Origin of the sequence: Polyangium sp. y55x31, from assembly GCF_029946505.1 — a bacterium.
GTDB lineage: Bacteria > Myxococcota_A > Polyangia > Polyangiales > Polyangiaceae > Polyangium.
Genome location: NZ_JARZHG010000005.1, coordinates 417553 through 441736, shown reverse-complemented (window position 1 = coordinate 441736; position 24184 = coordinate 417553). Strand labels below are relative to the sequence as shown.

General features: G+C 68.4%; 25 protein-coding genes. 7 read left to right on the top strand and 18 right to left on the bottom strand.

Annotation, left to right across the window (positions count from 1 at the left end; genetic code table 11):
- Positions 1–2 precede the first annotated feature (2 nt).
- The 5 genes from QHF84_RS13415 to QHF84_RS13395 form a co-directional block, all read right to left on the bottom strand.
- A complete protein-coding gene (locus QHF84_RS13415; RefSeq protein WP_281313659.1) occupies positions 3–665 on the bottom strand; it encodes a lamin tail domain-containing protein in 663 nt (220 codons plus the stop codon).
- Between the two features lie 17 nt (positions 666–682).
- Positions 683–1795, bottom strand: coding sequence for a hypothetical protein (locus tag QHF84_RS13410; protein WP_281313658.1), 1113 nt, complete (start codon positions 1793–1795; stop codon positions 683–685).
- Between the two features lie 51 nt (positions 1796–1846).
- Positions 1847–3334, bottom strand: coding sequence for a DUF2252 family protein (locus QHF84_RS13405; protein WP_281313657.1), 1488 nt, complete (start codon positions 3332–3334; stop codon positions 1847–1849).
- Positions 3335–3454: 120 nt separating this feature from the next.
- On the bottom strand, positions 3455–7270 hold the full coding sequence (locus tag QHF84_RS13400; RefSeq protein WP_281313656.1) for a serine/threonine-protein kinase: 3816 nt from the start codon (positions 7268–7270) through the stop codon (positions 3455–3457).
- Positions 7271–7371: 101 nt separating this feature from the next.
- The gene (locus QHF84_RS13395) at positions 7372–7935 is read right to left on the bottom strand and encodes a 2OG-Fe(II) oxygenase (RefSeq protein WP_281313655.1); all 564 of its coding nucleotides are present in this window, start codon (positions 7933–7935) and stop codon (positions 7372–7374) included.
- A gap of 78 nt (positions 7936–8013) precedes the next feature.
- Between QHF84_RS13395 and QHF84_RS13390 the strand changes: the two genes are divergently transcribed.
- A complete protein-coding gene (locus QHF84_RS13390) occupies positions 8014–8625 on the top strand; it encodes an SRPBCC family protein (protein ID WP_281313654.1) in 612 nt (203 codons plus the stop codon).
- Positions 8626–8636: 11 nt separating this feature from the next.
- Here the strand turns inward: QHF84_RS13390 and QHF84_RS13385 are convergent, their stop codons facing one another.
- The 11 genes from QHF84_RS13385 to QHF84_RS13335 all read right to left on the bottom strand — a co-directional run bounded on the left by QHF84_RS13385 (position 8637) and on the right by QHF84_RS13335 (position 18105).
- Positions 8637–8993, bottom strand: coding sequence for a DUF3703 domain-containing protein (locus QHF84_RS13385; protein WP_281313653.1), 357 nt, complete (start codon positions 8991–8993; stop codon positions 8637–8639).
- Positions 8990–12076 (bottom strand): CusA/CzcA family heavy metal efflux RND transporter, encoded by a 3087-nt coding sequence (locus QHF84_RS13380; RefSeq protein WP_281313652.1) that lies wholly within the window; start codon positions 12074–12076, stop codon positions 8990–8992. The genes QHF84_RS13385 and QHF84_RS13380 overlap by 4 nt, the downstream gene beginning before the upstream one ends.
- 5 nt (positions 12077–12081) lie before the next feature.
- Complete coding sequence (locus QHF84_RS13375; RefSeq protein WP_281313651.1) at positions 12082–13473, bottom strand: efflux RND transporter periplasmic adaptor subunit; 1392 nt, start codon at positions 13471–13473, stop codon at positions 12082–12084.
- Position 13474: 1 nt separating this feature from the next.
- On the bottom strand, positions 13475–13810 hold the full coding sequence (locus tag QHF84_RS13370) for a hypothetical protein (protein WP_281313650.1): 336 nt from the start codon (positions 13808–13810) through the stop codon (positions 13475–13477).
- Between the two features lie 124 nt (positions 13811–13934).
- Entirely contained in the window at positions 13935–14396 is a 462-nt protein-coding gene (locus QHF84_RS13365) for a hypothetical protein (protein WP_281313649.1), read from the bottom strand.
- A gap of 131 nt (positions 14397–14527) precedes the next feature.
- Positions 14528–14947, bottom strand: a complete 420-nt coding sequence (locus tag QHF84_RS13360) for an arsenate reductase ArsC (protein ID WP_281313648.1) — start codon at positions 14945–14947, stop codon at positions 14528–14530.
- Positions 14944–16020, bottom strand: a complete 1077-nt coding sequence (gene arsB / locus QHF84_RS13355) for an ACR3 family arsenite efflux transporter (RefSeq protein WP_281313647.1) — start codon at positions 16018–16020, stop codon at positions 14944–14946. Before arsB ends, QHF84_RS13360 begins: the two co-directional genes overlap by 4 nt.
- Positions 16021–16042: 22 nt before the next feature.
- A complete protein-coding gene (locus tag QHF84_RS13350; RefSeq protein ID WP_281313646.1) occupies positions 16043–16540 on the bottom strand; it encodes an ArsI/CadI family heavy metal resistance metalloenzyme in 498 nt (165 codons plus the stop codon).
- A gap of 57 nt (positions 16541–16597) precedes the next feature.
- Positions 16598–16915 (bottom strand): metalloregulator ArsR/SmtB family transcription factor, encoded by a 318-nt coding sequence (locus tag QHF84_RS13345; protein WP_281313645.1) that lies wholly within the window; start codon positions 16913–16915, stop codon positions 16598–16600.
- A 69-nt stretch (positions 16916–16984) separates the two neighbouring features.
- Positions 16985–17275 carry a hypothetical protein gene (locus tag QHF84_RS13340; RefSeq protein ID WP_281313644.1) on the bottom strand — a complete coding sequence of 97 codons (291 nt, stop codon included), beginning with the start codon at positions 17273–17275 and terminating at the stop codon, positions 16985–16987.
- Positions 17276–17484: 209 nt separating this feature from the next.
- Positions 17485–18105, bottom strand: coding sequence for a DUF4384 domain-containing protein (locus QHF84_RS13335; protein ID WP_281313643.1), 621 nt, complete (start codon positions 18103–18105; stop codon positions 17485–17487).
- A 162-nt stretch (positions 18106–18267) separates the two neighbouring features.
- On the opposite strand from QHF84_RS13335, the gene QHF84_RS13330 reads away from it, so the two are divergent.
- From QHF84_RS13330 to QHF84_RS13315, 4 genes are all read left to right on the top strand, one after another.
- Entirely contained in the window at positions 18268–18987 is a 720-nt protein-coding gene (locus QHF84_RS13330; protein ID WP_281313642.1) for a protein-L-isoaspartate(D-aspartate) O-methyltransferase, read from the top strand.
- A 101-nt stretch (positions 18988–19088) separates the two neighbouring features.
- Entirely contained in the window at positions 19089–19319 is a 231-nt protein-coding gene (locus QHF84_RS13325; protein WP_281313641.1) for a hypothetical protein, read from the top strand.
- On the top strand, positions 19306–19902 hold the full coding sequence (locus tag QHF84_RS13320; protein ID WP_281313640.1) for an alpha-ketoglutarate-dependent dioxygenase AlkB: 597 nt from the start codon (positions 19306–19308) through the stop codon (positions 19900–19902). Before QHF84_RS13325 ends, QHF84_RS13320 begins: the two co-directional genes overlap by 14 nt.
- A gap of 131 nt (positions 19903–20033) precedes the next feature.
- Positions 20034–20822 carry a hypothetical protein gene (locus tag QHF84_RS13315; RefSeq protein WP_281313639.1) on the top strand — a complete coding sequence of 263 codons (789 nt, stop codon included), beginning with the start codon at positions 20034–20036 and terminating at the stop codon, positions 20820–20822.
- Positions 20823–21201: 379 nt separating this feature from the next.
- Here QHF84_RS13315 and QHF84_RS13310 read toward each other — a convergent pair whose 3' ends face one another.
- Complete coding sequence (locus QHF84_RS13310) at positions 21202–21420, bottom strand: hypothetical protein (RefSeq protein ID WP_281313638.1); 219 nt, start codon at positions 21418–21420, stop codon at positions 21202–21204.
- A gap of 1 nt (position 21421) precedes the next feature.
- Entirely contained in the window at positions 21422–22126 is a 705-nt protein-coding gene (locus QHF84_RS13305) for a hypothetical protein (RefSeq protein WP_281313637.1), read from the bottom strand.
- A 113-nt stretch (positions 22127–22239) separates the two neighbouring features.
- Here QHF84_RS13305 and QHF84_RS13300 point away from each other — a divergent pair, with 113 nt between their 5' ends.
- Both QHF84_RS13300 and QHF84_RS13295 read left to right on the top strand, forming a co-directional pair.
- Positions 22240–23052, top strand: coding sequence for a hypothetical protein (locus QHF84_RS13300; RefSeq protein WP_281313636.1), 813 nt, complete (start codon positions 22240–22242; stop codon positions 23050–23052).
- Positions 23053–23200: 148 nt separating this feature from the next.
- The gene (locus QHF84_RS13295; protein WP_281313635.1) at positions 23201–24154 is read left to right on the top strand and encodes an MBL fold metallo-hydrolase; all 954 of its coding nucleotides are present in this window, start codon (positions 23201–23203) and stop codon (positions 24152–24154) included.
- Positions 24155–24184: the final 30 nt, after the last annotated feature.

The window sequence follows — 24184 nt, the reverse complement described above, 5'->3', positions numbered from 1 at the left end:
CCTCAAGGCGCCTTCGTGTTCGCCTCGCCGGGTGTCGGATCACAAGCCCCGAAATCGCCGATGCCGTTCGGCACCCGGCCGTACGTCTGCCCATCCGCCACGGCTGCCGCCGGATAGGCCGCCTCCTCGACGATCGCGTCGCTCGGCGACAGGAGATAGATCTTGTCGCCGTTCGACGCGCTGATCCCGAATGCAGCTTGATAACAGGTCGCCGGCCCGCCGTCCGGGAGGCAATCCGATTGTGGTCCGGGCGCGGCCATGTCGAGGCCGGCGACGATGAGCAGGTACGCGCCCGGCGAGAGCTTCGTCCCGGCCTCGAAACGCACGGCCTCGGCGAGCTTCGGCATGTCGCCGTCCTGATCGGCGATCCCGTATCCGTCGAGATCCATCACCGCGTCGCCCACGTTGACGAGCTCGATCCAATCGTCGCCCGTGGCCGAAATCTCGTTGATCACCACCTTCGCCTGGCCGGCGCCGCCTCCGCCGCCCTGCCCGCCTCCGCCACTGCCGCCTCCGCCTCCGCCGCTCCCGCCGCCGCCTTGCCCCGAGGAGCTCGACGAGCTCGCGCCCCCCGTGGGAGGCGGATTCTCCGTCGATTCCGAGCAACCGAGCACGGCGGTTGCCGCGACGAACACACCTGCCAGGAAAAACTCCATTCGCGCCATCTCGTGGTCTCCTTTTTTCAGAATACGACCCGGCTCGCGAGCCGGAGCTCCCAGAAATCCGAGCCGGGCAGCGCCGCCCTCGCGACCTCCCCCGGCGCCTGCCGCGTCACGGCGACGTGCCCTTCGAGCGGCTGCGCCACGCGATATCCGACCGAGCCCGTCACCGTCACCACCGTATCCCCCGCCCCGCCGAGATCCCGATTCCAGTAAGCGCCGCGCACGCCGAACATCAGCCGATCGATCGGTTCGAGCCGCACGAATCCATCGACGAGCAAGGACCTTCGCGCGCCGTCGTCCGCGAGCCCCCACGCGTGCGTGACGGACGCGCCCGCGCGCACCCGCGTGCCTTGCCAGAGCACCGATCCGGTCAACCTGTCCGCGCGGGAGAGCCCCGTGCCCGACGAGCCGATCACGTACGATCCGAACACCGCGAGCGGCCGCGCGGCCCCGCCGGGCGCAGGATGCACCGACGCCGCGATTTCGATATTTTTCCCGCGATTGAGCTCCCGGTTCGTGTATCCCTCGCCGTTGTACGCGCCGACGGCGACGAACCCATACTGCCGCGGCAAGTTCACCCGCGCCGTCGCGCCGAGATCCGCCGGCGACAGCATGCCGGTTTGCTCGATCGGCGCGGGCCCGACGACCCTGAGCCGCCATGTCCCTTCGAGCTCGGGCACGGTGAGCGTCGGAACGACGCCGGCCGCGAAGACGAACCACGACGAATACCGGACCCCGGCCCACGCTTCGCGGAGCCGCAGCACGATGCTATCGCCGGCCACGCCGATCAGCGCTCCCTCGCTCGCCGAGCGCACGCCTTCGAGCACGACGCGCCCCATGGCCGGGCCAAACTCCCCCGTGATCGCGCCGTGCACGCGCGGCACCTCGAACAGGTGGAACCACGATCGCTGCCCCGGCTCGGTCGCGGTCCATCGAACCGCGTATTGCGCGAACATTTCGAGCCCCGGCGCCACCTTGAGCCCCGTGGTCCCTGCTGCGGTCGGAGGCGCCGCGGTGCCATTGAAATCGGGAGCGGAGGCGGAAGCGGGAGCGGTCGCGGGAGCGCGCGCGGCTGCGGGAGCCGTTGCGGCCGCCTCCTGCGCCGCCGAAGGTGCCGCAGAAACAAACAACACCGCAAAAACCGTCGTCAAAGCGTGAATGCGCATGCGAGTCCGTCACTCCCGTCAGGGCACATGAGCGTCGCCATAAAGCGCGCGCAAATCGGACGGCGGGGTATCCGCCGGATCCATCGGAACACCGAGCCGCGGTCCGCGCTCCGCGAGCGCCTCCTGGAACAGCCGCCAATCGGCGAGCACCTGCGCCGCATATCGATCGCCGACCTCGACCTGTTCCGCGACGAACCCTCCTGGATCCCGCCCGATCACCTCGGCCACGTCCCCCACCGCCCACGACGTGCCCAGGGGAACCGCCGCATGCGCGCGGGCCACCACGCCTCCGAGCCGACGCCCGAGGCTCGCGAGCGCCTCCGGGGTGCCTCGCTCCTCGCGCATGCGGCTCGTCCGCAACGTCTTTTGCCCCTCGCTCTCACGCTTGATCTGACAGACGAACCCCATCCAATCCGTCGTCCCCCAGAGCGGCTCCGCGTCGGGCCGTGCCCAGGCCGCGCGCGACGTGGTGCGCACGCGCTCGGCGACGCCGTCGTAAAACACGCCCGGCGGATAAAGGCCCGCGAGCCCGCTGTCGCCGAGCTCCTTCAATTCGAGCACGACATCGTCGGCCGGATCGTCCGTTGGTCCACGCACGAGCAAGATGACCCGCACCCGGGCCCAGCTCGCGACGCCCGAGCCGAGCTCGCGCGCGGAGTCGAGCAGCGTGAAGAAGGCAGGCGGCGGCGGATCGAGGAGCGTCCCGCGATATCGCTCGATCGCCGCGGGAAGCGCGGCATACGCCGCCGGGGGTACGTCGAGGTACACGCCCGTCGGCTCCTCCGGATCGATCACACCACGACGAAGACGACGCTCCGGGCCCACCAGCGTCGTGAGCTCGTCGAGCTCCGCGCGAGCGTCCCGATCCTCGATCGATCGCTCGAACAGATCCTCGAGGTTCGGATCTCCCCCGCCCTCCGTGATCCGTTCACGCGGCGCCCCTTTCGCGAGGGCCGCGATGGCCTCCGCATACCCTTCTGCCGCGGCGCGGGCCACGTCGCGCGACGCCGCGGCCGTCGCCGCCTGCGCAGCCGGATCGTCCGCGTTCGCGAGGCGCGCGGCGAGCGCCATTCCCGCGACGAGGCGGCGCACGTCCCAGAGATACGGCGCGAAATCCGCGCTGTCGAAATCGTTCGGCTCCAGCGCGAGCGTCCCGTCGGCCGCGAGCAAGGCCCCGAAGTTCTCCGGATGTGGATCCCCGAGCGCGGGCACGAGTGGCCCCGCGAGCGCGAACGCGGAGGCGCCGAAGCCGAAATTGTTCCCCCGATAATCGTGGAGCGAGAGCGGCACCGTGCCGCGATAAAAATCGTACGCGCTCGCGGCCATCCGCGCGTATTTGCCCTCGCAGAGGCGCGGCCTCGCGCGGAGGAGCGGCTCGTCGGCCCGGGCCATGACGCTCGTGATCTCCGCCTTGCGCGCCTCTTCCTCGGTCCTCTCGCCGCACGCCGAAAGCCCGAGCGCGAGCGCGAGGCAAAGACGAAGACATTCCGAGGGCGGCCCGTTCACGCGGGCGATGCCTAATCGACCGGAAACGTCGAGGCAATCACGCGACGCGCGCGACACCCTTCCTTCACGCGGCTGCCACGTCGTCTACGCGCGTGACATCGACCCGTCACCCGAGCGTCATTACGCCGAGCCGCCCCCGAGCCACGCGCCCACGAGCCTTCGAATCCGCACGTTTCCGGGGACACGCTCGACGAAGTGCCGGCGGTACACCGGATCCCCGATCGCCGCCTCGCGCGCGCCGAGCTCGTTGTGCGCCTCGCGCAGCGTCGCCTTCGCCGCCTCCGCATCCCCGGCCGCCATGAGCGCCTCGGCGAGCGTGAGGAGCACGCGTTCCACCCCGCGCGGCCCGATTTGCCGATGGAGCACGAGCGCCTCGCGACAAACGTTCGCCGCTTCGGCGGCGCGTCCCCGCGCGAGCAAAACCCTCGATCGGAACCACGCGCATGCGGCGCCGACGAGCTGGTTTCCTCGGCTGCTCGTGGTGTCGATCAGCGACTCCGCCGCCTCCACGTCGCCGCGCTCGATGTGGGCCTCGATCAGCGTGATGGAACCAAGCGCGCTGACGACGTTGCCGTCCTTGCCGTGCACCCGCTCCGCCACGGTGCGTGACATCGTGATCGCCTCCTCGAAGCGGCCTTGCGCGAGCCGGAGCTGCGCGAGATACGCCGGGACCACGTTCGCCGCCATGCTCGACGGGCGCGTCTCGGTGCGATCGAGCCACGACTCGGCCTCCTCGAACGCGCCGAGATCCGTGCAAATGCCGACGAGCAGCGCCGTGACCATCGGCACCACGTGCCGCTCCCCGCCCTCCTCCAAGAATCGCACGCCGTCGAGCGCGTACTGCCGCGCGAGCCACGGATTACGGCCGAGGTTCTTCTCCACCATCGCCGACGCATACGCGAGCGCGCCGGCCCGCGACGGCTCCACCTCGATGCTGGCCGCCAGGGTCGCGCGCATTTTTTCGAGAAACACGAATGCGTCCGCATTGCCGCTCGCCGCGAGCGCGGCGATGAGCGGGGCGAGCGCCCGCGCCAGCGCGGAGAGCGCATTCGGCGCGGGCTCCGTCTGCAGCACCCGCCGGCTCAGGTCCTTCAGCGTGTCGTGACGCCCGAGCAACATCGCGCCCCCGATCGCGCCCTCCAGCGCGATGCAATGGGCCACGGATCCCGGCGTCGTCCGGCGCAGAGCCTCCTCGGCCGCCGCGAGCGACGCCTCGTAATCACCCGAGGCCGAGGCGATGCGGGCCCGGAGCGCCCAGAGATCCGTCGCGACCTCGTCCGTCGGCCCGGCCGCGAGCCCCCGCTCGACCGCCCGCACGCCGGCCTGCAAGTCATTGCCGCGCATCGCCGTCTGCGCCGCCCGCGCGTGCCAGAACGCCGCCCGCGCGCCCTGCCCGCCGCGCTCGAAATGCATCGCCAGCACCGACGGATCCGGCTCGCCCACGCGCTCGAGCCACGCCCCCGCGAGTCCATGCCCGAGCGCGCGATCCCGCTCCGTCAACATCGCATACGCCCCTTCTCGCAGGAGCGCATGCCGGAATGCATATTCCTCCTCGCCGACGAACCGCCGCGAATTCCGCCGCGTCACGAACTCCCGCGCCACGGCATAATCGAGCGCCGCGTCCACGTTCACCGGCCTCCGACCGCCGAGCAGCCGCCTCACCCCGTTCGGCCAGAACACCTCCCCATAAACGCTGGCCGCGCGCAAGAAATGCCGAACGTCCGGCGGCAGCGCGGCGAGGCGGGCCTCGACCATCCCGAGCACCGTCTCCGGCAATCCGCTGCTGCGCCCCTCCGTGAAGGCCCGGACCAGTTCTTCCAGGTAAAACGCATTTCCTTCCGACCGCGCCACGAGCCCCGCCACGAGCGCGTCGTCGACGTCGTCCCCGAGCGCGGCCCGCACGAGCGCAGAAGCGGCGCGGCGCGGCAAGGGTCCGAGCCGGACCTCGTGCGTCCGCTCCGCCCAGATCCGCGGAAAGAGATCGTGGATGTCCGGCCGGGCAAACGCGACCACCGCGAACGGCTCGTCCCGGAGCTCGCGCAGCGTCGTATCCACGAGCTTCACGGACGAACCGTCCCCCCAGTGCAAATCCTCGAGCACGAGCAGCGTCGGCCCTTTTCGGGCCGCGGCGCGCATGAACTCGACCCACGCCGATTCGATCCGGCCCGCCATGAGCGGCGCATTCTCGCGGGCCGACCGGAGCAGCGGATTGCGTTCGTCCGGGAACGACGCGCCCACGAGCTCGCCCAGAAACGGCGCCGTCCGCTCCGCCGCCTCGCCCGACAGGAGCGCGCGCACCGCCGACGACACCTTTTCCTGCTGCACCTCGCGCCGCTCGCCCACCTCGATCTCCATGAGCATACGCAACGCCGACGCGATCACCGAAAACGCCGCGCCCGAGCGCATCGCGTCGGCGCGGCCCACCGCGAGGCAAAGGTCGGGGATCTCGAGCTGCAGCTTCGCGATGAGCTCCTGCCGCAATCGTGATTTTCCCATCCCCGCGGGCGCCGTGACGAGCACGGACTGCGCGCGCTGCTCGTCGAACTCTTGCTGCAGCAAATCGAGCAGCGTGGTGAGCTCGCGCTCGCGCCCGACGAACGGGCTCGGATTGCCGAGGAGCGTGCGCGTCTCCTCGCCGCGCGCGTGCTCGCTTCGCAGCCACACATGGCCCGCGTGCTCCTCCACCTCGAATCGTGGATCGAGCAGCGCACGCGTGACCTCGTCGACGATCACCCCGGGCCTGCCGTGCTCGCGGGCGCTGTCGAGCAGCAAGGCCACGAGCTCGACGAGATCCCCGACGGGGAGCCGATCCGCGAGGTCGCTCCGCCCCGTCACGAGCGCAACGATCCGATCGGGCGATGCCCCCTGAATCGCCAGCGCGGCGCGCGCCGCCCGCACCACCTGATCGGCCGGGCTCCCGACGCCGGGCAGCACCATCAAGATCGTGCCCCCGGCGAGCGTATCCACGAACGCGCCAAGCGGCTCCGCGATACGGCGAACCTCGTCGAGCGCGCCGCGCGACGTGCCGGAAATCGCCACGATCGACAGGAGCCGCCGCTCCCGCTCGCTGAGCCGCGACGGCGTCATGCTGCGGACCGACGGCGAGCTCGACGAGGTGATTCCGCCGATGGCGACGAGCTCGGCCACGAGCGCCGCCCCGTCCGCCGGCCGCTGGCTCGGATCCTTCGAGAGCATGCGCGCGCAGAGGCTCGACACGGACCCCGACACCTCCGGCCGCACGACCGCGAGCTCGGGCGGTTCTTCGAGCAGGAGCTTCGCGAGCAGCGCCATCGGGTGCGAGCCCTGGAAGGCCGGTCGTCCTGCCAAACACTCGAAGAGCACGCAGCCGAGCGAAAAGACGTCGGCGCGTGGGCCCACGACCTCGTCGCCGCGCGCTTGCTCCGGCGCCATGTAGCCGGGCGTGCCGAGCACGGAGCTCGAACGCGTGAGCACGGTCGAGCCCGTGGAGGCGCGCGCGATCCCGAAATCGAGCAGCTTGATGCGATCGACACGCCGGCCGACGAGGAAGATGTTGCTCGGCTTGATGTCGCGGTGGACGATGCCCCGCGCGTGCGCCGCGGAAAGGCCGTCCGCGACGTTCCGGACGAGCGCGAGGCCCGCGTCGATTTCGAGCGGCGCGCGCGAGAGGCGCGTCGCGAGGTCCTCGCCCGAGAGCCACTCCATGACGAGGTACGGCTCGCCTTCGGCCGTGAGCCCGTGCCCCATGTGCCGCACGATGCAGGGGTGTTCGAGCCGCGCGAGGATCCGCGCCTCGGACAGGAATCGCTCGGCGCCGTGGTCGGGATCCCGGAGGACCTTGAGCGCGACGGTCTCGCTCGTCGCGAGATCTTTCGCGCGCCAAATGGTGCCCATGCCGCCGGAGCTCGCCCGCGACTCCAGCTCGAACCGCCCGTCCACGATCTCGCCGCTCCGCATGCGCCGCGATCCTCGCCGAACCGCCCCATCAGTTCAAGGTTCGAACGTACGGCCCCGGACATTCCGTGCACGTAACGGCAGGATTTCCTCGCGCGGGCGGCTCAGGCCGGGCTGTAGAGGATATCCGTGCGCAGGACGAACTTCTCGCCGCGGACGACCTCGCTCGCGATATGGAGGATCCGGTGCTGGAACATCAATGCGCGCCCTCGCCGCGGCGTGATGCGCCGTTCGAGCTCCGGAAAATCGGTCTCGCCGCCCTCGAAATCATCGTTCAGGTAAAAGACCAGCGTCACCAGGCTACGCACGCCGCCGTCGAGGTGGACCACGGTGTCCCAGTGCGCCCCGTGTTGCTCGCCGGGCCCGTATCGATACAAGCGGATGCGCGGGTTGCCGCCCGCGAGCTTCATGCCCATGAGGAGCTTCGGCACGTGCGGCCCGACGCGCGCGACGAGGCCGTCGGCCTCGGACGCGTCGTCCCACATCACGCGCGTGTTGTTCCGGACCGCGAGGTCGACCTCCGGCTCGCCGTCTTCGCCCACGATCGGCGCGATCTCCTGGCTGCCCGTGCGGATGCGCTCGATGTACGCGTCGCAGTCGGCGGGCGAGAGCGCGTCGTCCACGGTCCAGACGAGAGGCTGCGTCAAATCGAGGTGACCTGCGTACATGGTCGCGGAGTATACGCGACGCCTGACCTCGCGTCGTCGGGGCTTGCGTCCGGCCCGACGCGACACCACCGTGGGGGCATGGCGCGCCGCCTCCTCGCCCTCCTTGCGGTCCTCTGCGCCCTCGTCCTCGCGTTTCCGGGCCACGCGCAGGCCGGTTCCCTCACCGCGGACGAAAAGACCCGCCTCGCGCGGGGGGAGGTCGTCAAGCGGACCTTCGACGTCGAGCTTCCCGAGGGCGATTTCATCGGCGGCCTCGGGTACGTGGTCATCGCGGCTCCACCCGCCGAGGTCATGGCCGTGCTGCTCGACCCGGGCTCGTATCGGTACATTTTCCCGCTCACGCAGGAGGCGCGCCTCGTCGGCCGGAACGGCGACGACTTTTTCCTGACGTTCCGTCAAGGCGGCGCCAAGGTCTCGGGTGAATACACCGTCCGCGCGCGCCGTGAAACCCCGTCGCTCGTCCGATTCTGGATGGACCCGTCACGGCCGCACGACATCGGCGATTGCTGGGGGTATTTCCGGGTCGACCCAGCCGAGGGCGGAAAAACCCTGCTCACGTACGGCGCGCTTTTGCACCTCGAATTCGGGGTGATCAAGCTCCTCTTCCAGGAGAAGATCCGCACGTATGCGTTACAGACGCCGGAGCTCTTGCGCCGACACGTGGAGGATCGGCGGGGGCCGAGGCCTTGACGGCCGCGCCCTCAGGAACGCTCTGCGGCGCTGGCGAGTTTTGCCCGGAGGTCCTCCGGGATCGGCATCGGCCTGAAGATCCCGACGTTCGCGCCGCCGGTATTGCCGAGGGGCGCGCGGCCGAGCAGCGACCCCGGCGCGGCCAGGAGGAGACGGGGCACTTGACCGAGCATCTCGCGCACGTCCCCGCGCCGATACGCAAAGCGGAACATGGCCCAGTGGACGCCGGTATGCGCGACAGCGAATGCCTGGCTGAGGATGTGAGCGCGCTCGAGCGCGCGCCACGCCGTCGCCATGTCGCCGTTCGCCTCGGCGGCCGTCGAGGCATCCAGCTCTGCCTTCAAGAAGCCTGCCATTTTCGTATTCATGTCGACTCCGAACCCTTCATGTTCGTGACTTTGCCCGTACCGAACAGGACGTAGATCGCAGGGAGAACGAGGAGTGTGAGAATCGTCGAGGAAAGGACGCCGCCGATGACGACGGTCGCGAGCGGGCGCTGCACCTCCGCGCCCACGCCGGTATTGAGCGCCATCGGCAAGAACCCGAGGCTCGCGACGAGGGCGGTCATCAGGACCGGACGAAGCCTCCGCTGCGCGGCCTGCTCGACGGCGTCGCGTACCGGCATCCCGGTGCCGAGGAGCTGCCGCACGGTCGAGACGAGCACCATGTCCGCGAGGACCGAGACCCCCGACAACGCGACGAACCCCACGCCGGCGGAGACGCTGAACGGCAGCCCGCGCAGCCACAAGGCGACGATCCCGCCAATCGCGGCGAACGGGACGCCCGTGAACACCCGCGCCGCGTCGAGGACACGGCCATACGTGAAGTAAAGGAGCGCGAAGATCAGCGCGAGCGCGACGGGCACGACGACGAGGAGCCGCGCCTGTGCCCGTTCCAGGTGCTCGAATTGGCCGCCATAACGAACGTAATAACCGGCCGGCCAAACGACCTTCTCGTCGATGCGCGTGCTCGCCTCCTCGACGAACGAGCCGACGTCGCGGCCGCGCACGTTGGTCTGCACCACGATCCGCCGTTTGGCCCACTCTCGGTTGATGGAGGACGGGCCCTCGACGAGGCGCAAATGCGCCACGCTCGAAAGGGGGATCTGCGTGCCGTTGGCAGCCGTGATCAGAATACGCCCGACAGCCTCGATGTCCGTGCGATACCGATCGTCGAGCCGCAGCGTGATCGGAAAACGCTTCTCGCCCTCCTGCATCTGGCCGACCTCGCGCGTCCCGAGCGACGCGACGACGTCGAGCACCTCGTGCGCCGGAATCCCGTGGCGCGCGATCGCCGCCCGATCCACCTCGACCTGGAGCAGCGGCTGCCCCGTGACCTGCTCCGTCACGACGTCCGCCGCGCCCGGAATCGTCTTCAGGACCGCCTCGATTTCACGCGCCTTCTCCTTGAGGATCTCGAAGTCCTCGCCGAAGAGCTTCACCCCGACGTCCGATCGAACCCCGGCGACCATCTCGTTCACCCGCATCTCGATGGGCTGCGTGAACACCATTCGCATGCCGGGCAGATTTTCGAGCTCGCTTTGCATGGCGCGCACGAGCTCGTCCTGCGTCGCGCCTCGCTTCCATCGCTCCCGCGGCGTGAGCGTGACGAACACGTCGGAGAGCTCGATCCCCATCGGATCCGTGGCCACCTCGGCCGTGCCCGTGCGCGTCCAGACGCGCGCGATCTCGTCGGGAAACTTCTCCCGCAGCGTCTTCTCGATCTGGAGGCCGTAACGCGTCGACTCTTCCACGGAGACCCCCGCGAGCCGGATCGTATTGACCACGATGGCGCCTTCGTTCAGGCGCGGGACGAACTCCGAGCCAAGCCGCGTGGAGAGCGCGGCCGCCCCGCCCAGGATCGTCACGGCGACGGCCACGACGAACCGCCTTCGGCGCAGCGCGAACTGGAGCGCCGGGCGATACACCCGCAAGAGCGCCCGAACCACGATGTTTTCCCGCTCCACGATCCTGCGCGGTAGGAGCAAGCTCGCGAGCACCGGCATGAGCGTGAGCGAGAGCAACATCGAGCCCGCGAGCGCGAAGATCACCGTCAATGCCATCGGCCGGAAGAGTTTTCCCTCGACCCCTTCGAGGAAAAGAATCGGCAAATAGACGATCATGATGATGAGCTCGCCGAACATCGTCGGTTTGCGCACCTCGAGCGCCGCGTCGCGCACGACCTCGATCGTCGACGTCTCGCCCTTGTCCTCCGCGAGCCGCCGCGTGGCGTTCTCGACCATGATCACGGAGCTGTCGACGACGAGGCCGAAGTCGATCGCGCCGAGGCTCATCAGGCTCCCCGCGATGCCGAAACGAAGCATCAGGTTCGACGCGAAGAGCATCGAGAGCGGGATCGCCGAGGCCACCACGAGCCCGGCCCGCAGGTTGCCGAGAAAAACGAAGAGGACCGCGATGACGAGGATCGCGCCTTCGAGGAGGTTCGTCCGGACCGTCCGCAGCACGTGATCCACGAGCTCCGTGCGGTCGTAGACGGTCGTGACCTCGATCCCCGGCGGCAAACTCTTCTTGATCTCGTCGAGCCGCACCTTGAGCCGGCTCGTCACGTCATGGCTGTTCTCGCCCATGAGCATGAAGCCGAGGCCGAGGACGACCTCGCCCTTGCCGTCCGCCGTCACCGCGCCGCGGCGAATCTCACGCCCCTCGACGACCTTCGCCACGTCGCGGACGCGCACGGGCACACCTTCGTGCGCCGTGATCACCATGTCCTCGATGTCGCTCGGGCGTGTCGCAATCGCGATTCCCTGGACGAGCGTCGCTTCGCCGGCTCGATCGAGGCTGCCACCGCCGACGTTCGTGTTGTTGTGCTCGATGGCCTCGGCGAGCTCCAGAAGCGTGAGGCCACGACGCTGGAGGTCTTTCGGATCGACGACCACGTGGATCTGCCGCTCGTCGCCGCCCCAGGCGTTCACCTCGGCGACGCCGCGGACCGAGCGGAGCTGCGGCTTGACGATCCAGTCGTGCGCGGTGCGAAGCTCGCTCAGGCTCTTGCCCTCGCCCGAAACGATGTAATGAAACACCTCGCCGAGCCCGGTCGCGACGGGCCCGAGGGTCGGTCGCTCGATCGGAGGCGGAAGCGAGACGCTTTGCAGGCGCTCCATGGCGACCTGCCGCGCGAGATAGATGTCGGTCCCGTCCTCGAAAACGACGGTCACCTGCGACAAACCGAACCGCGAGATCGAGCGCACCTCGTCGAGCCCCGGGAGGCCCGAGATGGCTTGCTCGATCGGCGCCGTGATCTGCCGCTCCATTTCGAGCGGCGAGAGCGCGGGGGCCACCGTGTTGATCTGCACCTGCACCGGCGTCGTGTCGGGGAAGGCGTCGAGCGGCAGGCGGCGAAAGGAGAGCGCCCCGAGGATCACGACCGCGACCGTCGCGAGGATGACGAGGAGGCGGTGGCCGAGCGACCACGTGATGATACGGCTCAGCATCGCTCTCAGTCGGCGTCGCAGCAGCCGGCGCCGATGCTCTCCTTCAACGTCTCGGTCTTGAGCAGGAAGCTGCCCGTCGTGACGACGTCCTCGCCGGGACGCGCGCCTTTGCGAATCTCGACGAGGTTGCCCTCGCGAACCCCAAGCTCCACGCGCCGCGCTTCGTATTCGTCCTCCGCGATCCGCACGAAGACGAGGTGCACGTCCTTCGCACGCTGCACGGCCGCGTCGGGGACGGTGACGCTCGCGCGCGCCGCGCCGACTTCGACGCGGGCCCGCCCGAACATGTTGCCCCGCAGGGCGCCGTCCGCGTTTTCCAGCGGAACACGCGCCCGCACGGTGCGTGTCGCGAGGTCGATCTGCGGGCTCAGATACGTGATCTTCCCGCGGAACGTGCGCCCTGCGAGCCCGTCGACGTCGAGCGTCACGGATTGCCCCACCACGACCGCAGAAAGCTCGGCCTCGGGGACGTCGAGCTCGGCCCACATCGCGGACGTGTCGACGACCTCGAAGAGCATCTCTTCGAGCCCGACGTGCTTGCCCACGGTCGCGCTTCGCTGGGTCACGACGCCGTCGATCGGCGAGGTGAGCATGTACGAACCGCCCGCCCCGCCGCCGGCTCCAATGATGGAGAGCGCCGTGGCGAGCGCCGATTGCTCGGCTTTGGCGGCTTCGAGCTCCTGCTCCGCCGCGAGCACGTCCTTCTCGGGGCTGAAGCCCGATTTCTGCAGCGCCGCGACGCGCTCGAGGTTCTTCTGCGCGATCCCGACGCGCGCCCGCGCGGCTTGGAGCTTGGAGCGATCCGCCCCGACCTCCGCGCTTTCGATCACGGCGAGCGGGTCCTTCTTTTTGACCTGCGCGCCGATGTCGACCTTCATCGTGCGCACGACGCCGGGCGCCCGCGCATTGATGTGCGCGAGCCGCGTGGCGTCGTAGACGAGCCGCGCCGTGACGAGGAGGCCGCCCGCGTTTTTCCGTTCCTCGGCCTTCACCGTCTGGATCCCGGCGAGCCGCGCGGTCTCCTTCGTCTTGAACCGAACCTTCGTTCCGTCGGCCGGCGCGTCCTTCTCGGGGGCGTTTTTCCCGCCGCCCTTGCCGCTCACGTCGGCGGCGGGGCGTCCGCCGCGCTCCGGATGGCAGATCGGGCAAAACGACTCCGGAAAGCCATGCTCGGCGCACCAATCGCCCTTCGCCTGGAACACGGCCGCGAGCTTCGGGTGGCACTTGGGACAAACCACCTCGAGCACGCCGTGCTCGCAGAGCTTCCCTTCGCCATCCGGTGTTGCCGCTGCCTTCTGCGTGGAGCTCGCAGGGGCCGCGGGCGATTCCTTCGGATCTCGGCCGCACCCGGCGATCCCCGGAAGGAGCGCCAGGGCGGCGACGATGAGGGCGCGCACCTCAGCTCCCCTTGGGAGGTCGAACGATCTCGAGGTCCGGGTTGCACTTCAAGCACTGCGACTCGGGCAGGCTGTGCTCGGGGCACCAATCGCCCGTGGCCTTGAAGGCCGGGATGAGGTCGGGGTTGCACCGGGTGCACTGCGATTCGGGGACCTGATGCTCCCCGCACCAATCCTCGTGCGAGCCGGGCTTCACGGTGCTCGGCGCGTGGGCGCCGTCTTGCTTCGCGGGTTGCGCCGCGGCCGCCTCGGGCTTGGCCGTGGAGCCGCCGTCCTTGGAGCACGCGGCGAGGGAGAGGGCAACGAGGAGCGAAAGGAGAAGCGAACGACGGATCATGATGAGCCTCTTCGGTTTGTCTTGCCAACTGCGGACACGTCGCCATGCGCGCACTGCGAGAATGCAGCTCGCGCGCCGAGACGGTCGATCGATGGAGCCTCCTCCGGCAGGGCCGGGGCTCCGATCAGCAGTGGAAGACTCGAAGGGCGATACAACGCTCCGCCGAGGAGCGTGGCCCCGCGCGAGGGAGCACGGGGCGAGCGACGATCCGCCGCGCTGACGTGAGGTACTGGGGGCTTCGCGGAGGGAGGAACGCGACCGGCAGCACCTCGTCCGGCAGCGGCGTGGCCGGCGCCGGAGGCACCTGCGGGAGTTCGAGGCGCTTGTACGCGGGCGGCAGCTCGCCGACCCGATGTTCCTCGCAGCAGCCTTCCCCGATGCTCGGACCTTGCTCGTCCTCCCCGTGAACGGCGCAGTCGTCGGATTCGCAGGCGTGCTCGACGACCTCCTGGACCGCCACGCAGAAGTAATAGCTCCGGCCCGAGAAGAACACCGCGAGCGCGACGACGGCGACGAGGAGCAACGCGAGCACACGGCGAGGCCCAGGGGCCTGCGTGGAGATCGCGGGGGCTCGGCGGGTCGTCACGGGCGTGAGCCTATCCGCGGCGGGAGAGCACGTAAAGGGCCGCCGCATCTGCGATCATCCGCACCCACGGGACCGAGGCTCCATGGTGCACAGGCCGGGACCCGCTTGATGGGATTGAACGAATTCGCCGGTTATTTCGCGGTCGCCGCGAGTTCCTCCAGACGAGCCTGAATCTGCCCGCGGGCTGTGCGGAATCGCTCGAGCATCTGCTCGCGCGACGACGAGGGATCGTCATGCGCGGGATCGGGAATGGGCCAGTGGAGCCGCTGGATCTTGCCGAGGAACACCGGGCAAACCTCCTCGGCGCAAAGCGTGACGACCAGGTCGACCGACGCAGGGTCGATCGTGTCCACCGACTTCGATGCGTGCGTGGTCAAGTCGATCCCGATCTCCCGCATCACCTCGATCGCGTAGGGATTGACGCGGGACGGGCGGCTGCCGGCGCTCTGCACCCGCACGTGATCTCCGAAGCGGCTCCGCGCCAGGCCTTCCGCCATTTGGCTGCGGGCCGAGTTCGCGACGCAGAGAAAGAGAATGCTCGTGGGAGTCATGCGTGGACCTCCGATTCCACAGCGGGCGCGCTGCGGGGAAAGAACCACTTGCCGAGCCGGAGCGCAACGTTGACGAGCCCGATGAGGACCGGCACCTCGACGAGCGGCCCGATGACGGCCGCGAACGCGGCGCCGCTATGGATGCCGAACGTCGCGACGGCGACGGCGATGGCGAGCTCGAAATTGTTCGACGACGCCGTGAACGACAGCGTAGCGGCCTGCTTGTAGTCCGCGCCGACGCGCTTGCTCAGGAAAAACGAGACGAAGAACATCACGACGAAGTACACGAGGAGCGGCGCCGCGATCCGCAGCACGTCGAGCGGGAGCTCCACGATGGTCTCGCCCTTCAGGGAGAACATCACCACGATGGTGAAGAGCAACGCCACGAGCGTGATCGGCCCGATACGCGGGACGAAGCGCTCTCGATACCAGTCCGCTCCCCGGGAGGACACGAGCACCCGGCGCGTGAGGAACCCGGCCGCGAACGGGATTCCCAGGTAGATGGCGACGCTCTTCGCGAGCTCGGGGATGGTGATGTTCACGACGGCGCCTCCGAGCCCGAGCCAGGCGGGCAGGAGCGTCGCGAAGAAATACGCGTACACCGGGAAAAACAGCACCTGGAAGATCGAGTTGAACGCGACCAATCCCGCGCAATACTCGGTATCTCCCTTCGCGAGATCGTTCCAGACGATGACCATCGCGATGCATCGCGCGAGCCCGATGAGGACGAGCCCGAGCATGTACTCGGGTTTGTCCTTCAGAAACATCACGGCGAGGCCGAACATCAGCACCGGGCCGATGATCCAGTTCTGCACGAGCGACAGCGCGAGCACGCGCTTGTTGCGAAAGACCTTCCCGAGCTCCTCGTAGCGGACCTTCGCGAGCGGCGGGTACATCATCAAGACGAGCCCGACGGCGATCGGGATCGACGTCGTGCCCACGCTCAGGCGATGCAGGAACGCCGTGAAGCCGGGCGCCGCGAAGCCGAGGGCCACGCCGAGGCCCATGGCGAGAAAGATCCACAACGTCAGGTAACGATCGAGGAACGATAACTTGCGCGCGATGCCGTCCATGGCGTTTCAGCGTCGGAGCCGGTCACGCCGTCGTCTTCGGCCCGCAGCAAGACGAAGCCGACGGCGTGGCCTCCGGTTTCTTGGAAAGCGCGATCGGCGTGCAGCACTCGCTCGCGTCCTTTTTCAGGGCCGGCGAATCCCCCATGGTGGCCGCGTCTGCCTTCACGACGAACACCTCCCACGAGTTCCCGTCCGGATCCTCGATCCACACCTTGTCCTGCACGGCATAACAGCAGGATGTATCCTCCTCCGTCATCGTCCGGAGCCCCGCGGCCTCGAAACGAGCCTTCGCTTCCAGGACGTCGTCTGTCGTCGCGACCTGAACCCCGAAATGACTGGCATTGACGCCCGTGCGAGGCGCCTCCTGCATCGTCAGGTTGAGCGAGGGGACCTCGAGGTCGAATTTCGCATATCCGGGGCGCCGCTTCGTCGCCGCGACGCCGAACGCCTTCTCGTAGAACGCGACGGATTGCTCGATGTTGGTGACGTTCAGGGACACGTGGGGCTTGAGGACGTTCATGCGGGGGCTCCTTTCTTCCAAAAAACTCGAACCATGGCGCAAAAAAAGAGCGGGCTTTCAGCAGCAGCCGCCCTTTCCGCCTTTGCCACGCTTGCAGCAGTCCTCCCAGAGGTATTCGGTGAGGGCGCGCAGCGCCGCGTAATCGGCGGCGTAGTAGTGGAACGTGCCTTCGAGGCGGGTCGTGAACAGGCCCGCCTCGACGAGCCGCTTCAAGTGGTGGCTCAGGGTCGAAGCGGGAAGATCGACATGCGCCTGGATCTCGCCGGCGGACGCCCCCTCGTCGCCCCCCTGCACGACGAAGCGCAGGATTTCGAGGCGAACGGGGTGGCCGAGCGCGCTGAGCTGCTGGGCATGACGGTCCAGCTTCGAGGTCACGGGGCTACTTCTAACATCCTCGAAGTAGACCCGCAAGGGGCTGCTTCCAGAAAAGTGGAAGTGCTCGGTTCACTCGAACAGGTAGTTCGACACGCTCACCTTCGCCGTCACCTCGAGCGGAACCCGCGTCCCCAGGAAGGGACGCGACGCCGTCGACTCCCAGACGACCGACATGAGCGACTCCGGGACCCCATACTCCTCGGGCTCTCCCGCCCAGTCGGCGATGCCATTGTCGCTGCAAAGCGCCGAGGCCGCCTCGGCGGTCTCGGCCTCGGCGATCTCGACGCCGTCCACACAATTGGCGGCGAGCACGAAAAGGGGGAGCGCAATGAACCCAAGAAAGCCATACCTCGGTGCCATGACCATCTCCTCGATCGAGTTTTTCAGGACGCACACCTCATGTGCTGCTCCCGAACGCTCAATCAGGATTCATGCCAGGCGGCGAGGACGGCCGGGGCCCCTCGAAAAGGCGTGAAATGCCGTGGCGCGGGCCGACGAGCCCCGCGCAATGCAGGCGCGCGCCCTCGGCACCACACGCGCGAGCCTGCATCGCAGACGACGGGGTCCGCTCAGTCGATACCGAGGGCCGTCACGTCCGTGATCGGCGTGGACGAAGCGATCGTGCGGATCTTGCCTTTCTTCGTGGTCACGATCCAGCCCGAGCCGCCGGGGATGCGCATCTTCGTGCCCGGGCGCATGCGGCGCGCCCCGCCCTTCGGCGGATAAAGGATCTCGACGGACCGATCCTCCGCCGCGATCTGCACGACGTACACGTACGCGAGCCGATCGAGCTCGCCCTCGATCGCGACCTTCGTGCCCGCCTCGACGTCGAGGTCGTTCATCGCCTCGTCACGCATCTCGCTGAGGAGCGCGTAGCCCCACGCGAGGCGCCGGCACGGCCGCCCCGAGAGGCTCGGCGGCGGCTCGTCGATGATCTCCACCGGCGCCGCGGCCGCGGCCCTCGCCGCTGCCTTCGCCCTCGCCTCGGCCTTCGCCGCCGCGCTGCCCTTCGTCGCCCTCGCCGACGCCTTCGCCGCCTTTCCCGCGCCCTTCGCAGGCGCCTTCGCCGCGCCCTTCGCAGGCGCCTTCGCCGCGCCCTTCGTCGCCTTCTTCGCCGCGCCCTTGACCCCGCCCTGCGTCGTCCCCTTGGTCTTCATCGTGCCGCCCTTCGCGCTGCTCCTGGTCACCATCGCCGTCGCATTCTATGGCGGAGCGCCGAAAAACCCTAGCGCGACGAACATCCCTCCTGCCGTGAGCGAGACCGCCGCCGCAGAGGGGCCGGAGCTCGGCCGGTCGAGCGAAGCCCCCCGAGCGTCGAGGGATCTGGCCGTGCCGCTTCGAGCGTGCTCTTCTTGACACCCCTCACGAAAGGAGCCCGGCACGACGATTGCGTCGAGCGCGGACGCGCCATGGATCCGATGGAGCAAGCGCGCCACCGCATGGTGGACGAACAACTCGCACGCCGCGACATCCAGGATGCGCGGGTGCTCGATGCGATGCGTCGCGTCCCACGGCACGCCTTCGTTCCCGCCGGGCGCGAGCACGAGGCGTATCTCGACAGACCGCTGCCGATAGCCGTGGGTCAGACGATCTCGCAGCCGTACATCGTCGCGCTCACCGCGCAAGCCCTGCGGATCGGGCCGGACGCGCGGGTGCTCGAGATCGGCGCGGGATCGGGGTACGCGGCGGCGGTGCTCGCCGAGCTCGCGCGCGAGGTCGTCACCGTCGAGCGCCACCCGCTCCTCGCCGCCGAGGCCGCCGCGCGGCTCGCATCCCTACGTTACGGAAACATCCGGGTGGTCACTGGAGATGGCACCCGCGGTTATCCCGAGGCCGCACCTTATGAGGCCATCGCGGTGACGGCGAGCGGGCCGCGTGTACCGAGCGCGCTTTTGGCCGAGCTCGCGCCGGGCGGCCGCATGGTGATTCCGGTCGGGCCGGACGAACACCGGCAAGAACTCGTCCTCGTCACGCGGGGCGACGACGGCCAGTTCTCGGAGACAATCCTCGGCGCCGTGCGGTTCGTCCCGCTCGTCGGCGAGGACGGCTGGGCCCGCGCGGACGGCGTTTAGACTTCATTCGACCCTGTCGACGCTCGGGGCTCCACGCGGACGAGCCGCGTTACGCCCCGAACCCCGTACCATTCGGCCCTCCGCCCTGGTACGATGAACCCATGGCGCATCCGTACCGCACGAGGCCCACGGTGCCCCCCGATGGCTCGCCCGAGGACGGGCGGCTCTCCGGTCCGACGCTCGCGTTTGGTCTGTTCTGCGTCATCTCGGGCCTCGCGCTCGCGGGTTCGTCGCGACCGGGCGCGCTCTTGCTCGCGGGCGGCGCCGGGACGATCGCGATCGCGGCGCGCAAGGGCCCGCGTGGAGGGACGTACCCCCGTGACAAGGATTGAGCTTCTGCACGGAGGTTTCCTTCTCTTCCACGACCCGTTTCTCACGCCGGACGAGGCCTCCGCCTCGTTCACCGCGCTGCTCGCGGAGGTCCCGTTCAGGCAGGAGACGATCCGTCTCTTCGGCAAATCGATCCTGCAGCCGCGCCTTTCGGCCTGGCACGGCGATCCGGGCGCGGCGTACACGTATTCGGGCCTGTCGCTCAAGCCGAACCCCTGGACGCCCGCGCTTTCCGCGCTCCGGGCGCGGGTCGAGGCCGCGGCCGGCTGCACGTTCAACAGCGTGCTCGTGAACCATTACCGAGACGGCGACGACTCGATGGGCAAACACGCCGACGACGAGCCCGAGCTCGGCGAAAACCCGGTGATCGCATCGCTGTCGCTCGGGGCGAAGAGAAGGTTCGTCCTGGAACCGAAGAAGAAGGGCGGCGAGAAGGTGACGCTCTTGCTCGGCGAGGGGAACTTGCTCGTCATGGCCGGGACGACGCAGCACCATTACCGGCACGGGGTGCCGAAGCAGGCGGGGCTGGGGGCGAGGATGAATTTGACGTTCCGGTGGATCCTGCCTGCGGAAGGCCACGGGTGACGCGGCGACGCGACGAGGCTTGTCGTCGCGCGAAAACCGAGCGATCATCGACGATGGGGCAGCGATGCACGCGCTGTCACCGATGACCTCACGTGCCCTGGCGAGATGCACAGGGAGAAATGGAGGCACGAATGATGCAACCGGGATTCGGCGCGAGCCTGCCTCGAAACGCAGGGCCCGAGCGCGAGAACGCCATCTTGAACGCGATCGAGCGTGGCGACATGGCGCCCGTCTCCTGGGCGCCCGTGCGAAACGAGGCCGCGGGGCACAAGATCACATTGCTCGTGAGCTCCGACGCGCTGCGTATCCGTACCGCCGACGGGCCGCTCCGCGTCAGCGTCACCGCACGAACGATGCAGCGCATCGCCGACATGCTCGGGTGCGTGCTTCCCACGGTGCGGATCTGCGATTTGATCTGGGAGCAGGCGGCGGTGAAGATCACGCCGTGCATCTATCCCGCGAACGACCTGATGGCCACGACCGCCCGGATGATCGAGTACGACGCCGCGGTGAGCCAGAAGGTGGCGGGGCGCTCGGGCCTCGTGGAGAACGTCGGAAAGAACTGGTGCATCTCGAACAGGCTGCTCGGCCAGGAGGGCATGGCCGCGAATTACGGCTTTTATGCGAGCGAGCCCAGATACCGCAGCGGGACGAACGGGCTCGGTCCGTATCACCTGTGGCAGCCGCTCGGCACGCGGCACTCGATGGACTACGTCGATTATTCGCAGACCATCCGCCTCGTGTCGCGGACCTGCTACGTCGACGGCGAGAAGCGCGACCTCGTCGACATCCTGACGGACCCCACGCTCGCCGCGCTCGTGTCCGACGACGGCCCCCTGAAGCTCGTCCGCTTGCCGGGCGTGGAGGTCACGGATCCGATCGACCGCTACCCGGTGGCCGACGTCGACGCCGTGGTGTGAGGGGCGGCGGCGATCGAGGATTTCTTGATGGGCATCCTCATTGGTTGATCCTGTCTCGACCGGCAATGCTCTGCTTCGCCGTATCTCGGTCCATGCCGTGGCTCTGTCTGAGATCCGCTCGCCGGCCACCGCGGGCTCCCGCGAGCCTCCCGGCGGTCACCCACCGACCTCCGGCCGGCTCCGGCGAGCTTCCCGGCGGTCGCTCGCCGACCTCCGGAGGTTGGCTTCATCTCAAATGTGGTCGCCAACCGACCGTCCCCCGGCTCCGCCGAGCCGTCCGTGGGTCGCAGGGCGACCGCCGCGGGCTCGCGGGAGCCTCCGAAGGCTCGACTCACGGTCATCTCTTGGGATGTTTTCCGCCGTAGGACAGCATGTCGCCTCACTCGTCGAGGTCGTGAGGCTTGAGGTCGGGGTGTTCGCGATAAATAGGATTCATCACGTCCAGGAGCATCGTCCCCATGATCTGCCCCACCGCTCCGCGATACGCTTCGAATTCGGATGGGCTGCATGATTCCATCACGAGCCTCACGGACTCATCCAGTTTTGCACCGTATTCGAGCATCAGCTTGTTGATCGCCTCGGCGACGTCTCTTCTCATCTCAGCACCCTGCTGCTTTCATGCATTTATTGACGCAGTTCCAGAACTTGAACCCGTGATCGCCCGTAGGTAGCGAAGAACGCGAACAGGTAACGATACAGTCGTCCTTCACCTGCTTACAGTCCTGCTGCGTCGGCGGAGGCTCATCTTTTGGCCTGGACATCTCGCTGACCACCTCCTCCGCGACATGCACCGTGACAGCCACGACGATCGTCACCCCGCCGGCGATGATCAAGATCGGGCTCAGGTTCACGGCCGCCGCCGCTGCCGCGGCCGCGGGGTGGCCCATGGGAGCCCGTCCCTCCGGGGAGACGCTGCCGCCGTAGACCGGCCCCGAGGATCGCAGCGGCGTGACGACCCCAGGCAATGACATGCCCGTCAGCACGCGCGTCATGCACGACTCGATCTCCCGATCGCCGATCATCGACTCCCTGACCTTGGCCTCGTCGACCTGACCGTCCGCCTTCACATCGACGTCGAACATGATGGCGTAGTGCGTGTCTGTCAGCCGAGCCGCGCCATGCTCGGCACATTCCCCGAGCTGCGCGACGGTCGCCGGTGGGACCGACGGGCCGTCATGCGAACCGTGAGCGCTGGGCCGCGGGTTCCCCATGGGGCTGCTCCCACAGCCAAGCGGCGTGAAGCCAAAGCCCAAACCGAAGGCGAGCCCCAACGATGCTGTAAGCCTCGTGGCCGTCGAGCGCATGTTCGGCAGTGTACAGACTCGTCCCCCGCCCACAAGAGGGCGTGGGCTCGCTACGTTTGGTCGCTTCCTTGCCGAGTTTACCGTCCGCCAATCCCCATGATAACGTCCCGCCCATGAGCCCTCCCCAAAAGAAAAAACCCCCGGTCGACCACGACGCCGCCAAGGCCGCATTCGAAAAGCTCCTCCCGCGCCTGACGCAGCTCCCCAAGGACAGCCTCCAATCACCGAATACCAGCGTCGACGCCGCGGCCATCGTCGCCCTCGGTATCGCCCGCGAGCTCTCCGCGCCGGAGATGCGCGCCCGATTCGAGCTCCTGCCCAAGGAGCTCTTCGACATCGCCGCCCTCGATGACCTCGAAGCCGCCTCCCTCGCGACCTGGTATGCGGCGACCGCGCTCCTCTCCGCCCATGCCCAGGGCACGGAGGCCAAGCTCCCCGTCGCGCTCGTCGACGACGCCACCACCCTCAAGGCGCGTATGCTCAAGGTCGGCGATTACCATTTCGACCCGGCCACGCCCACCGGCCGCGAGATCGCCGATATTCGCGTCGGCACGGGGTACCGCGACCTCGCCCAGGACCTCGCCCGGCTCGCCCGAATCTATCGTGCCGAAAAGAAGCAGCTCGAAACCGACAAGGTCCACTACAGCGCCGAGGACGCCGCGCGCGCGGACGAGCTGTCCCACCGAATCCTGGAGGAGCTCTCGGCCTCCCGGAGCACGGAGCAAGCGCTCTGGGCCGAGCGGGTCCAGCGCGCCTGGACGCTGCTCCTCGGCCTGTATGGAGAGGTGACGACCACCGTCGCGTGGATCCGGCGGAAGGAGGGCGCGTCGCCCTATCCGTCGCTGGTCGCGGCGGGGCGTACAACACGAAAGCCGAGGTCCGAGGACGCAGCCGAGGAGCAGCCCGGCGATCGCACGGACGCCTGACGCCTCAACACATTCCGCCTCGCCCCCATTTCCACATTCACCTCCTGCATGGGTGACATCGCTCACGCCATTGCATTCCGCCTTTGACAGTCGCGCGCCTGCCCCTTAGCTTCGCGTTGCTTTCATCCTTCCAAGGAGCGAATTCACCATGAAGCAGGGTCTTTGGCTCGCGCTCGGCCTCGGCGCGGCGCTCGCGGTCGTGGCTTGCGGCGACGATACGAACAATACGAACAATTCGACCTCCTCGTCCTCGTCGGGCTCGGGCGGCAGCGGCGGCGCCGGCGGCAGCGGCGGCACCGGCGGCGACGGCGGCAGCTCGGCGCTCGAGGTGCAGACGCACGTCTCGCCCGATGGATTCGGCGTCGATTCTCATCTCATCGTGGGCCCGACCGAGGTCGTCCTCGTCGATGGTCAATTCTTCACGGCGGAGGCGCAGAAGGTCGTCGACCTCGTCAAGGGCACGAACAAGAAGCTCAAGACCGTCTTCCTCACGCACGCCCACCCCGACCATTACCTCGGGATGGAGGTCATCCGCGCGGCGTTCCCGGACGCAGAGTTCGTGACGACGGCCGCGGTCCTCGCCGATTACAACGCGAAGAAGGACGGCACGCTCGCGTTCGCCCAGCAGAACTTCCCCGGCCAGGTGCCCGACAAGGTCGTGGCGTTCACCGCGCTCGCCGGGGCCACGATCACGGTCGACGGGCATACGCTCGACGTCGTCGAGATCGGCGACGCGGGTGAGAGCGTGGAGGCCGCGGGTCTTGCGCTGAACGAGCAAAAGGCCTTTTTCGCGGGCGATCTCGTCTACAACAAGGAGCACCTCTGGCTCGCCGAGTGCAACCTCGACGGCTGGATCAAGAACCTCGACGCCATCGCCGCGAAGGGCTTCACGACGTTTTATCCGGGCCACGGCGAGAAGGCCACGGCCAGCGTGATCGACGAGGACAAGAAGTACCTGAACGACGCGAAGCCCATCCTCGAGGCCGCGACGACCGCAGACGAGGCCGTGACGAAGCTGAAGGAGGCTTACCCCACCTGGGGCGGCGAGGGCCTGCTCTCGTTCGGCACCTCGAATTACTTCATGGCCTGCAAGACGCCCTGAGGCGATCAACGATCTAGAGGCGCGGCGCAT

Coding starts and splice junctions, on each gene's coding strand:
- QHF84_RS13415 (WP_281313659.1), bottom strand. CDS start 665: ATGGCGCGAATGGAGTTTTTCCTGGCAGGTGTGTTCGTCGCGGCAACC.
- QHF84_RS13400 (WP_281313656.1), bottom strand. CDS start 7,270: ATGCGGAGCGGCGAGATCGTGGACGGGCGGTTCGAGCTGGAGTCGCGG.
- QHF84_RS13395 (WP_281313655.1), bottom strand. CDS start 7,935: ATGTACGCAGGTCACCTCGATTTGACGCAGCCTCTCGTCTGGACCGTG.
- QHF84_RS13390 (WP_281313654.1), top strand. CDS start 8,014: ATGGCGCGCCGCCTCCTCGCCCTCCTTGCGGTCCTCTGCGCCCTCGTC.
- QHF84_RS13385 (WP_281313653.1), bottom strand. CDS start 8,993: ATGAATACGAAAATGGCAGGCTTCTTGAAGGCAGAGCTGGATGCCTCG.
- QHF84_RS13380 (WP_281313652.1), bottom strand. CDS start 12,076: ATGCTGAGCCGTATCATCACGTGGTCGCTCGGCCACCGCCTCCTCGTC.
- QHF84_RS13370 (WP_281313650.1), bottom strand. CDS start 13,810: ATGATCCGTCGTTCGCTTCTCCTTTCGCTCCTCGTTGCCCTCTCCCTC.
- QHF84_RS13360 (WP_281313648.1), bottom strand. CDS start 14,947: ATGACTCCCACGAGCATTCTCTTTCTCTGCGTCGCGAACTCGGCCCGC.
- arsB (WP_281313647.1), bottom strand. CDS start 16,020: ATGGACGGCATCGCGCGCAAGTTATCGTTCCTCGATCGTTACCTGACG.
- QHF84_RS13350 (WP_281313646.1), bottom strand. CDS start 16,540: ATGAACGTCCTCAAGCCCCACGTGTCCCTGAACGTCACCAACATCGAG.
- QHF84_RS13340 (WP_281313644.1), bottom strand. CDS start 17,275: ATGGCACCGAGGTATGGCTTTCTTGGGTTCATTGCGCTCCCCCTTTTC.
- QHF84_RS13335 (WP_281313643.1), bottom strand. CDS start 18,105: ATGGTGACCAGGAGCAGCGCGAAGGGCGGCACGATGAAGACCAAGGGG.
- QHF84_RS13325 (WP_281313641.1), top strand. CDS start 19,089: ATGGCGCATCCGTACCGCACGAGGCCCACGGTGCCCCCCGATGGCTCG.
- QHF84_RS13315 (WP_281313639.1), top strand. CDS start 20,034: ATGATGCAACCGGGATTCGGCGCGAGCCTGCCTCGAAACGCAGGGCCC.
- QHF84_RS13310 (WP_281313638.1), bottom strand. CDS start 21,420: ATGAGAAGAGACGTCGCCGAGGCGATCAACAAGCTGATGCTCGAATAC.
- QHF84_RS13305 (WP_281313637.1), bottom strand. CDS start 22,126: ATGCGCTCGACGGCCACGAGGCTTACAGCATCGTTGGGGCTCGCCTTC.
- QHF84_RS13300 (WP_281313636.1), top strand. CDS start 22,240: ATGAGCCCTCCCCAAAAGAAAAAACCCCCGGTCGACCACGACGCCGCC.
- QHF84_RS13295 (WP_281313635.1), top strand. CDS start 23,201: ATGAAGCAGGGTCTTTGGCTCGCGCTCGGCCTCGGCGCGGCGCTCGCG.